This is a genomic window from Paenibacillus sp. SC116 (genome assembly GCF_024733555.1).
Classification (GTDB): domain Bacteria; phylum Bacillota; class Bacilli; order Paenibacillales; family Paenibacillaceae; genus Paenibacillus_B.
This window is the reverse complement of record NZ_JANIOF010000001.1, coordinates 2,652,836-2,663,021: the sequence shown is the minus strand read 5'-3', so window position 1 is coordinate 2,663,021 and position 10,186 is coordinate 2,652,836. Positions and strand designations below refer to the sequence as shown.

The 10,186-nt window shown below is 41.6% G+C and carries 10 protein-coding genes; 7 read left to right on the top strand and 3 right to left on the bottom strand.

All coding sequences use genetic code 11. From position 1 onward, the window contains the following. Positions 1 to 7: 7 nt before the first annotated feature. Genes NQ117_RS11570 through NQ117_RS11555 form a run of 4 tightly spaced genes read left to right on the top strand, consistent with a single transcriptional unit; the run spans position 8 to position 3,978 of the window. Positions 8 to 274 (top strand): acyl carrier protein, encoded by a 267-nt coding sequence (locus NQ117_RS11570; protein ID WP_258278084.1) that lies wholly within the window; start codon positions 8 to 10, stop codon positions 272 to 274. Positions 275 to 293: 19 nt separating this feature from the next. After that, entirely contained in the window at positions 294 to 1,436 is a 1,143-nt protein-coding gene (locus NQ117_RS11565) for a radical SAM/SPASM domain-containing protein (RefSeq protein WP_258278083.1), read from the top strand. Positions 1,437 to 1,474: 38 nt separating this feature from the next. Beyond that, positions 1,475 to 2,572, top strand: coding sequence for a cysteine peptidase family C39 domain-containing protein (locus tag NQ117_RS11560; protein ID WP_258278082.1), 1,098 nt, complete (start codon positions 1,475 to 1,477; stop codon positions 2,570 to 2,572). A 17-nt stretch (positions 2,573 to 2,589) separates the two neighbouring features. Further along, complete coding sequence (locus tag NQ117_RS11555; protein ID WP_258278081.1) at positions 2,590 to 3,978, top strand: glycosyltransferase family 2 protein; 1,389 nt, start codon at positions 2,590 to 2,592, stop codon at positions 3,976 to 3,978. Positions 3,979 to 4,262: 284 nt separating this feature from the next. On the opposite strand, the gene NQ117_RS11550 is transcribed toward NQ117_RS11555, so the two are convergent. Then, a complete protein-coding gene (locus NQ117_RS11550; RefSeq protein WP_258278080.1) occupies positions 4,263 to 5,471 on the bottom strand; it encodes an MFS transporter in 1,209 nt (402 codons plus the stop codon). Between the two features lie 513 nt (positions 5,472 to 5,984). Further along, positions 5,985 to 7,268: an agmatine deiminase family protein gene (locus NQ117_RS11545; protein ID WP_258278079.1), complete on the bottom strand. Its 1,284-nt coding sequence runs from the start codon at positions 7,266 to 7,268 to the stop codon at positions 5,985 to 5,987. 213 nt (positions 7,269 to 7,481) lie between these two features. Between NQ117_RS11545 and NQ117_RS11540 the strand changes: the two genes are divergently transcribed. The 3 genes from NQ117_RS11540 to NQ117_RS11530 are packed head-to-tail and all read left to right on the top strand — an operon-like array spanning position 7,482 to position 9,444. Further along, on the top strand, positions 7,482 to 7,856 hold the full coding sequence (locus NQ117_RS11540; protein WP_258278078.1) for a GntR family transcriptional regulator: 375 nt from the start codon (positions 7,482 to 7,484) through the stop codon (positions 7,854 to 7,856). Next, complete coding sequence (locus NQ117_RS11535; protein WP_258278077.1) at positions 7,856 to 8,728, top strand: ATP-binding cassette domain-containing protein; 873 nt, start codon at positions 7,856 to 7,858, stop codon at positions 8,726 to 8,728. Before NQ117_RS11540 ends, NQ117_RS11535 begins: the two co-directional genes overlap by 1 nt. Beyond that, on the top strand, positions 8,725 to 9,444 hold the full coding sequence (locus NQ117_RS11530) for a hypothetical protein (RefSeq protein WP_258278076.1): 720 nt from the start codon (positions 8,725 to 8,727) through the stop codon (positions 9,442 to 9,444). The genes NQ117_RS11535 and NQ117_RS11530 overlap by 4 nt, the downstream gene beginning before the upstream one ends. 71 nt (positions 9,445 to 9,515) lie before the next feature. On the opposite strand, the gene NQ117_RS11525 is transcribed toward NQ117_RS11530, so the two are convergent. After that, complete coding sequence (locus NQ117_RS11525) at positions 9,516 to 9,986, bottom strand: DinB family protein (protein ID WP_258278075.1); 471 nt, start codon at positions 9,984 to 9,986, stop codon at positions 9,516 to 9,518. Positions 9,987 to 10,186: the final 200 nt, after the last annotated feature.

The following is a 10,186-nucleotide window of genomic DNA, read 5'->3' as shown; positions in this document are numbered from 1 at the left end:
AATTATAATGACAATTGAAACGATGGACGAATTAAAAGCGAAAGTAATCGAAATTTTGAAGGATAACGTGGATGACCCACAAATGCTTGAAAACATTGATCCAGATGATGATCTATCTTCCCTCGGCATTAACTCGATGACTTTTATTAAGCTGGTAATCGCGACAGAGATGGAATTCGGGGTGGCATGGAACGACGAGGATCTCGACTTCCGTAACTTCAGCACGATTAACCAAATCATGAATTATATCAGCTTGAATCAGGGTCAGGAATAAGAAAAGGGGGGGGATTATCATGTTAACAAAAGCAGGGGAACTCGGTGGTACAGCTCTAGTCGAGCATGTTCAAAACTTAAAACCAGAAATTAAGCAGCTTACGCTATATCCATCAGAGCTATGCAATTATCGTTGCAACTTCTGCCACATTTGGGGGGATACAGGATGGGCGCTTAAAGAGCCGCAACGTGCGATTCGCGAGCAGTTGGATATTGAGGTATTGAAGAAGTTTCTAGATGAAGTCACTGCTGTGAACAAAAATCTTGGAGTTCTTATTACGGGCGGCGAACCTATGTTGTACAAGCATTTTACAGAACTAGTGGAGCATCTTCGGAAGCGCAAAGCGAATATTTTCTTGTTAACGAACGGATCATTAATTAAAAATCGTATTGAGTTCATAATGGAGAATATCGTGGGAATGAACATTTCCATCGATGGACCCGAAGAGTTCCATGATGCGATTCGAGGTAAAGGAAGTTATCAAAAGATATGTGAGAACATTGAAGCACTTATTGCGGAGAAACGTAGACGCAAGAAGAGGTTCCCATATATCCATATTACGATGGTTCTTTCTCCAACGAATTATCTTAGCATCAAGCAATTTATGAGTGCGCTGCGCGAGCGATTCAGTGATGCCAAAATAGAACTGCATGATCCGCGTAACCCATTTGGGACACGTCGTGATTTATCTGTTAACTTGGCACCGCTATTGTTCACAACACCAGAACGAGGTCGTGCCTATGCGACGCAGATGAAGCACGATTTGGATTGCGATGTGTCGCCTGCATGGCAAGGATTTGTAGAAGAGTCGATACCGATGGATACGTTGTTATTGAAAAAGGAGCTAGAAGAGTTGTGGGCTTCAGAAGGTATCGATTCCTCTCATTACGTCGATATTCATGACTATTATTCAGATATTGATAATGTGTTCGGACGTACGAAATGTGTGGCACCGTGGCATGAACTGATTATACGCCGTACCGGTGATGTATACCCATGTGTGGATTTGCCGGACTATAAGTATGGCAACATTTACGAGAATAGCTTTGCCGAAATGTGGGAAGGGGAGCGTGCGACCCAATTCCGTGATTATCTCAAAACGACCAATCTCATGATGTGCAATCGCTGCACAAGGATGTTCGCTGATCCTCAATCTTTTTAATAGACAGAGCTCCTACCTAGATAAATGGAGGCAACTGCATGATAGACATGTTAGAAGTAGAATCAGCGCTTGTTGAGAAGACCAAGAAGGTTGTAATACTGCCATTTGAGAAACCTAAAGTATATGGATTTTTGGGGCATGCCTATGTATTAGGCGTATTGCAACCTTATGAGTATGCACAGCCTTGGATTCATAGCAGCTATATTCAATTGTTTTTTTCGAAGCATTACTTGAACGACCTTGGGGAATATCGGTTGGACTTCTATCCAGACTTAATGATTGCTTATCGAAATCTGCCGTGGTTGGAGTACAAGCATAGCGACAAGAAGATACTGAAGCAGCTGGGAGTAGATATTCATAAGTACTTGATTACACAATTAGAGCGTGAATCGTATGTCGTTACGTATGTGGATGAGTACTACATTGGCAATACTAGCTCCTATCAGCAGTATCACTTTATCCATGATATTTTCATCTATGGCTATGACTTGGAGCGGCAAATCTATCATGTAGCGATCTTTGATAAAAATCGCCAGTTCTCTATGCAGGAAGTTAGCTTTGAACAATTTGAACAAGCGTACTCCGTGGATTCTGGTGTTCACTCGCTGATCAATTCCTTCAAAAGATTGGAGCCTGCCGATTATGAGGCAAGTAAATTCGGAGCAGGTTTGGCGAGATTTGAATTTGACTTGCAGCTTATTATTGATACGCTGCAAGACTACTTGGAGGGGAAAAATTCCACGGAGCGACTTAAGATTCAGCAGCATCCGGTAGAAGGAATTTTCGGTATGGATATTTACCCTCTACTGCAAGAATTCACGACTAAAATGATTGACGGGATTAAATACTTCGATGTGCGGCCGTTTCATATTTTGTGGGAACATAAGATGATGATGATCGCGAGAATTAAATATTTGCAGCAGTTAGGCCATTTGAGTGCAGACACACCTATATTGGCCGAGTTCGAGTGGTTGGAGAAACGTGCGTATGCGCAGCGTAACAAAGTAATCAAAGGTCATATGTGTGATGATAGAAAGATACTTCAATCCATTAATGACTCGTTGCAAGGCATACAGGCTGGAGAACAAATAGCAATCACGCAATTGATTGAAGAGCTCCAGAAAAATAACTCGTAACCAAAAGGAGGTGCACGGTGGACGTATCGATCATTATTCCTGTATACAATAAGATGGAGCAGTTGGAGCGCAGCTTGTATTTTATCGCGCATCAGACTGTGTCCGACGCCCTTGTAGAGGTGATCGTCGTTGATGATGGTTCAACTCAGCCGATTCAAGAGATTGTCGATTCCTTTGCAGGACGCATTGCAAATCTCAAGTATTTGCATATCGCTCGTGATAAACATTCTGGCCGTTCTCGTACTCGCAATATCGGGATTAAGGAGAGCAAGGGGAACATATTGGTCTTCCTTGACTGCGGGATAGTGATACCTGACTTCTTTTTAGAACGTGTTATCAATCGGATAGGCGCCAGCACTAATATGGCTCTGTATCATTATATTATGGGCGCACTAACAGATCCGGAGCAGGAGGATATGTCTGTGATCGAAGGCATTGATCCCAATAATCTTGCGGACATGTGTGAACAGCTCAAGTATCATCCTGGCTGGGAAGATATGCGAACCTCTCATTTTGAACTGGTCGAACATGATCTTAACCGAATGGATGTGCCTTGGACGATGGGCTGGGGCGGAGCGGTTAGTGCTTCGCGTGACGTCGTGCTTCGATCAGGGGGATTCGATGAGATGCTCAAAGGATGGGGGGCGGAAGATACGGACTTTGCGTATATGCTGCACAAGCATGGCGCAGTTATGTATGCTACGGCTGATATTAGCGCACTGCATTTACCGCATCCATCTGATGATAAGATTGATCTGAAGATCAAATCCAGCTTCCTCAATCGTAAGAAGATGCATCTCAAGCAGCGAACTTTCGATACGGAGCTGTATCCGTATTCGGCGGACATGCACTACGATCAGATTATCGCCAAGTTTAATAGGCTGTTAATCCATTATTACGTGCCTGCGTATAGTGGTCAGCTTATTGAGCTGCTGAATACAGACTATTTACAAGGGGCCGAACGCACGGCAGTACTTGGCGCAGACAGCCATGCGGTGCTCTCTTCCTTGCAGGTCTCCCATGTATTTTTACAAAATAAACATCTGATCTACCGCTATCAACAGACGTGGCCTGACAAAGAGATCGTCTATTTACTAGGGGTAGACACGCATTATTCATCCAAGCACTTTGATGTCATCATCGTAACTGATTATTTCAGAATGTTTAACGATCCGTTAATCAGTCTGATGCTGAAGGAATTATATCGCATTGCGAAGAGAGTTGTATTTTTGTACAACGATACTTATGTGTCTTATCTCGCTACAACAGCCGGATGGATGTGGCATAGCAGACAAGAGCTTGAACAGCTGTTCGGTCGGAATCAGCTCGTCTCTCATACGGAGCAGCAAGTTGGTGATTGTAAAGTATTTGAGCTGGATAAAGCAAATGTGGCTGCTCGCGTGTAGCTGTTACAAGGAGAAACACTCCGTCCCTTGGTGGGATGGAGTTTTTTCGCTTTTCTATGTCGGGGTGATTGCATTCTGCTTTGGCGGTAATAGCACAGTTTTCCCTGCGATTGTGGCCGCTTGTTTTTTTGTATCTGACCTGAGCAAAGTATAGGCTTAGCCCAATTCTATGTTGCGATAGAAGCGATTAGCAGGGCTTAGTATCCTTTGTGTAAGAAGCTGATCGTTGTAAATGAACAGTTTATGATGCTTTTCTACCGTTACTTTTTCTATCCATCGTAATTCTAAACGTCTCTTGTTCGTTCGACAGCTTTACTTTTATCAACAATAAGAGGGAACAGCATAAGTGCACCGACAATGATTAAAATACCGCTTGTTGCATATACGGCTAGTAAAGAAATAGTTTCTTTCAAATAACCGGAGAAGAACATGCCAATGACCATCATCCCCATAAAAACAGGCGTAATAATGCCGGATACTCGGCCTATAAAGGCTCCTTCCGTATTACGCACAATCAGCGTCTGAATGCCTCCGTGAATGCATGGGTAAAACAATCCGCTAATGACGAGAAGAACCGTTGTTATCCAAATTACAGAAGAGGCTCCTATCCCCATCGTACAGAAGGCAGCGACAAGTAAGCCTACCATGAGCAATAACTGCGGCCTCACCTTTTTGGCAATCCCCATGATAGCAATTCCGCCTATCAGCATAGCTGCTCCATTAGCCATGACAAACCACTGCAGAGCTTGTTTATCTAATCCCAGTTGTTCGATGACAAGGAAGATTTGAAGCGGTTGGGTCAGTCCTGATGCTAATCCGACAGCAGAGAATGTTAAGCAAAGCGTGCGCAAGGATGGATTGGAAGAGATATAACGCAACCCATCGATTAATTCTCTTATAAAGCCTCCAGCATTCCCAGAGTTTGATTCCTCCAGGTCACGTGGCAGCGTTGATAAGACAAGCGATGATCCCAGAAACAGAAATGCCGTCAGGATTAGAGAAACGTTAATGTCGAACTGCATGAATATAAATGTGCCAATGACTGGACCCAACAACGTAAATACAGCGACAAGTGTTTGGAACATGGCCATGATACTCTGCAACTGTTCAGCTGGTACATGCCGTTTGAATAGTTTCATGGCCGAAGGCTGAGAAAATTGTGACAGGCTCGCAGAAATGAAAGTCCCGATGAGAAGAGCCATCCATCCCTCGTTTATGACAGCGAATAGAACAGCCACAATAGATAAGGTGGACAGAAGGTCGCTTAATACCATCGTTTGTTTTGGCTTCCATCGGTCAGCAAAGGTACCGCCTATAAGACCGAATAGAAAGATCGGAGCAAATTCCGCAACGGAAATAAGCGATACATAAACCGGATCATTATTTGTTAATTCCGTTACATACAGAAGTACTGCGAAATTGCGAATCCAAATTCCCAGCTGGAGCAGGACCCGGGAGAGGAGGATCGTTCGAACATATCGATTGGAAAACATTTTTACACCCCATATCCTTTCTTATTGTAAAAAGCGTGACAAAGACGATCACTAATTACTTCGTCGTCTTTGTTTACTGCATTAGTTTAGCTTTGAACTCATTTTCAGTCAATAAAAATAACAAACAAAAACATTTATTGTTTATTATAAAACAAACAAAATAAAATAATGTTTGTTTTATGGTTGTTTTTTATTATGTGAATGAAGGTTGAATTAATGTCTTAAATCTATGATGAAAAGGTTGAAAGAAAGCCAATTGTCGTTGTTCAAAACATATCGGGAACATAATCGTGATGAGCGGTCCTGACTCTGTATAGTACTAACGATATCGTTATTGGAATCGGATTCTCGAGTTTTTAACTTGATTTTGACCTGGTACTAAAAAGGACGCTCCTGCGCTTTCGCGTAGGCTGCGTCCTTCTCTCTTTACCTTGTACATTCATTCATTCATTTATTTATTTATTTATTTATTTATTTAAAATTCTCGCTATAACTGAAGTTTAACGTTGAACCCTAATCGTTACACGCAGCAGGTACATTACGAGTATGACAGTGGACACCACCGCCCAATAAATTGAGTGCTAACGTATCGAGCAGCACGACCTCTCTATCCGGAAAGACGCTTTTGAGCACGCGCTCTGCTTCCTCGTCCTTTTCTTTCATACGCTGCGGAAGTCCTTCTTTCCAATATTTTTGCCCGATGACGATGTCATTCAAAATTAAAAAATTACAATAGCTTAATGCAGGCAGCATCGTCATATCTCCGGTCGGAAATGGGGAGCCGTCGAACATTTGAGTTAAACCAAGAATCTCTTTAAATGAGTGCCAGGTTTGGTATAACGGCTCTTCTTTCTTTGCCTGCACATATATTGGATCGGGTACGGGGATGCGAACGATACGGAAAGGTTCACCATTTGCATCAAGGCAATTTTTCAGGACATGGTACGCTTGATCCAGCCTCTCTTTGTTGATGGCGGCAAGCTTATGTTCGGAAGCTTCCTCTGCAGTCACTTCGGCTAGCACAATCGTTCGTTCATCAACAAAACGGCACATTTCATCGATATGACCGTTGGCTGAAGCCGAGCGGTAGGCAAGTGTAGCTTCATCGGGTCCTGGTACAGGACCGCTCATAATATGCTCGTCATCAAAAGTCGGGCGAGGCAGCCAGATGACTTGTTTTAAGTTGAAAATACGTTTGAATTCAGCCTCCACCTCTTCGCGAGTCATGCCATGATTCCGATCATTCACCTCGGTGGCTTCAATGGTCATCATGACACCTTGTCCATTGAACTCGCGATCACCACCCTCACCAAACAAACGGGTGAACACCGTATCTTCAATGCCAAGCAATTTAGCATGCTCGCGATCGAAAGCTTCCATTAATCTGACAAGTCGGATATCTTTGTTCAGCATCCCATACATATCAAAATCAAAATCGACGAGTTTGCGACATCCAGTATCATCGACCATGATCTCGGCTCCAAAATCGCGCGGGAATACAACAAAATTCTCGATGTTCGAAAATTGAATGCGGCTAGTATCAATATGCAGCTGTGCTAATTTCTCTTTCGCGCGCTGCGTGACTTGCTCATTTGATGTGTTCACGATGATTAAATCAACATGGTCGAGCATATGTTTCACGATTTCTACACTTACTGCGTCTACGTTGTATCCTTCGCAAGGGGTTTCAACATCAGACCAGCAGAGCATAACACTGTCTTGCAATTCGAACTCCCCGGGTACCCTAAAGCTTAACGTATCCAATCGTGGTTTGTTGTTCATGTTGATCACCGTCATTGCACATCCATCCTCTCGATTTCAACGATTTTAAAAGAAATTCAGTAATTGCGATCTGATCATACCGATCAAACTAGCTATGTTCAAGTTGGAATAGGCATTCAAAATTAATCCTAACACGCTTGACATTACTTGTAATTAGATATATGGTTAACTACATAACTAACTAACCATAATACTAACGGTCAAATGAGGAACGAAAGGAGGCTGACTATGCGTTCGTCATTAGATGAGAATAAACCGATCTTTCAGCAGATTAGGGAAATGATTGAGGATGATATTGTGAACGGGAACTTGAAAGAAGAGGAGCAGGCTCCATCCACCAATCAACTTGTTGCTTACTACAAGATCAATCCAGCAACTGTGTTAAAGGGATTTAATCAGCTTGTGGATGCAGGGATCTTATATAAGAAAAGAGGTGTCGGTATGTTTGTCGCAGCGGGAGCGTATCAGATGCTTAGAGAACAACGGAAACAAGCATTTCAAGAACAATATGTATGGAGCATGATGCACGAGGCAGAAAAGCTCGGTATTTCAGTAGAGGAAATAAAAAACATGATCGATTCTAAGAAGGGGAGGGATAATTAATGCTACGAATTAAAGCTGACAAGGTGTCACTTCAATATCAAAATAAAGCAGTATTAAAAAATGTATCCTTCGAATTAGAAGGTGAAAAAATTTATGGTTTACTTGGACGGAATGGTGCAGGAAAAACATCTTTGCTGTCTATTTTAGCAGCCTTTGTAAAGCAGACGAATGGTAGTATTACAGTTGATGGTGAGCCTGTTTTTGAAAATGCAAAGGTGATGGAGCAAATTGTTTTTATAAGAGATGTAAAGCTGGATGATGAATCTGGTCGTGTAAATAAATATATAAAGGATCTATCCATTTTCCGCCCAAACTTTGATTTGGACTATGCGGAACGTCTCATTAAACGTTTTAAAATTCCAACGGATACGGAGATATCAAAGCTCTCACGAGGCATGCAGTCAGCATTTCATGCCATTATCGGTTTAGCTAGTCGCTGTCCGATTACGATTTTCGATGAAGCCTATTTAGGTATGGATGCTCCGGCAAGAGAAATTTTTTATGAGGAAGTACTGAATGATTTTATGGAGCATCCGAGAACGATCATTCTTTCTACTCATTTAATTTCTGAGATGGAGTCTATGTTTGAAGAAGTGCTTATCATCGATCAGGGAGAAATGATTTTGCATGAAGAAGCGGAGACTTTGCGTGAAAGTGGAGTGTCTGTAACGGGGGCAGTAGAAGCAGTCGATCATTTTGTACATGGTAAACATATTTTGAAGGAACAGGTGCTTGGAGGTACGAAGCTAGTTATGATTTACGGTCAGTTGTCTGAAAAGGAACGAGAAGAAGCTAAAGCTATGCAGCTGACATTAGGGCCGATAACACTTCAAGAGTTGTTTATTCATTTGACGAAGGAGGATAAACAATGAGGAAAAATAAATCGACTGTTGTTGGATTAGGGATGTATCAAACGATAGGGTCATGGATGCTATGGTATATAGGTATTCTTGTAGTTTTGCATTTAGCAAGTGGAGCAACAAGTTATACAGGTATAGAGTTGAATTTGTCGCAGTCTGCACTGATAAATGGGGAAGCGAGCTGGTCTATTTTAAATAGTGCATTAACCTCTTCCAAAGGCTTTTTCTTAATCTGTGGTTTGCTCTCAATGGGAGGGTTTATTAAATACTTTGTATCTAATGGAGTAACAAGGCTGGATTACTATAAGGGTACATTACAATCAATCTTTTACCTGTCACTGAGTTTTACTGCAATCGTAGCTTTATTATTCGGACTCGAATCTTTGATTATGAATATAATTGGAATAGAAAGAAGCATAAGTGTACCAATTGCATTTTATTTTAAAATGGTATTAGATGTCTGCTTGTTTTATTTAGTCGGGTGGTTTATAGCTGCTGGGTTTTATCATTTGAATGTTTGGTTTGGATTCGTATCTATCGCAAGTTCACTATTGATTGTCTTCATTCAGAGTGGGATATGGGGAGAAAATGTACCGATTCCACTTTATAAATTGATGAATATTTATGAAGTTTCAACATGGATTGCTACGTTTATTAGTTTGATACTGATTGTTGTTGTGAGTATCCTCATACGGCGATTAACGAAAGAAGCAAGAATTAAAGATTAAACGATAAAAAATGCATGGAAAACAATTAAACGGCCTACACCTTCCTTATGGACGATGTAAGCCGTTTTACTTTATTGCATTTCTTTTGTTGGTCCCATAACACCTGGTACAGGTAAGCCTGCTTGACGGAGCAGTACTGTCATTTGCCCACGATGATGGGTTTGGTGATCGATTAGCGTTCGCAGCAACTTACCTCTTGCAATTGGACCCATAAATCCACTTACTTCTTCGGTTAGTTGTTCATCCGTTAATGTTAACGCTTCGTTTTTGTATGCTTCAATGACTTCCTCGTATTTTTCTACGATAGTTGTCATTGAACTTGGCATCGATGTATCTGGACCTGCAGCAGGAATTTGCAAGCCTGCAAGTTGCCCGAAAAATCCACCAGCACCGACCAAATGCCAAGCAAGCCATCCTAAGGAATTATGTCCTTCTACAATGGAATAATCCATTTTATCATCTGTAATTGCCTTCATGACGGAAAGAGTTCCAGCAGAAGAAGCAATCCAATCTTCAATAAAATCTTCTGATTTACGATACATAATTAAATACCTCCAATAGTTAAAGCCTATATTCTATTTTAGTAAATCGGACGATAAGTATCAAATATCGAACATAGGCACTGTAGGTGTCATCGATAATTACAATGTAATCTCCCCATCTATAACCGTTAAGAACCGATTATTCCACATCGCCTCATGATGATTAATAATATCGCTTGCTTGTAGAACCGCGCCATTGA